This window comes from Kiritimatiellia bacterium (assembly GCA_025054615.1).
GTDB lineage: Bacteria > Verrucomicrobiota > Kiritimatiellia > CAIVKH01 > CAIVKH01 > JANWZO01.
Map to the genome: position 1 here is coordinate 1 of JANWZO010000045.1, position 641 is coordinate 641.

At 62.9% G+C, this 641-nt stretch carries 1 protein-coding gene; it reads left to right on the top strand.

The features are described from left to right. Nucleotides 1-641: threonine--tRNA ligase (locus NZ740_10745; protein MCS6772475.1), on the top strand; the 641-nt coding region annotated here is incomplete at both ends.

A 641-nucleotide genomic window follows, 5' to 3' on the forward strand; every position in this document is an offset into this window, starting at 1 on the left:
TGGGCAAGGAGCTTGACCTGTTCAGCATCTCCGATGAAGTGGGGCCGGGCCTGATTTTGTGGCACCCGAAGGGCGCGCGCATCCGCGTGCTGGTCGAGGACTTCAGCCGGCAGGCCCATCTGGAGAACGGCTATGAGTGGGTCTTCTCGCCGCACATCGGCCGCGCGCATCTGTGGGAGACGTCCGGGCACCTCAGCTTCTACAAAGAGAACATGTACGCGCCGATGGACATCGAGGGCGAGGCCTACTATGCCAAGCCGATGAACTGCCCGTTCCACATCCAGATTTACAAGAGCCACATCCGCTCGTATCGTGATTTGCCCAAGCGCTACGCCGAGTACGGCACGGTGTATCGCTACGAACGCAGCGGCGTGCTGCACGGCCTGACGCGCGACGATGCCCACATCTTCTGCCGCCCGGATCAGGTAGAGGATGAGATTCTGCGCGCGCTGGAGTTCTCGCTCTTCATCCTGCGCAAGATGGGGCTGACGGACTTCAAGGCCTATTTGGCGACGCGGCCCGAAAAGTACGTCGGTGATGTAGCGGAATGGGAGAAGGCCACCGAGGCGCTGCGGCGGGCGGTGGAGAAGGAGGGCCTGCCGTACGAAGTGGACGAGGGCGGTGGCGCGTTCTACGGCCCG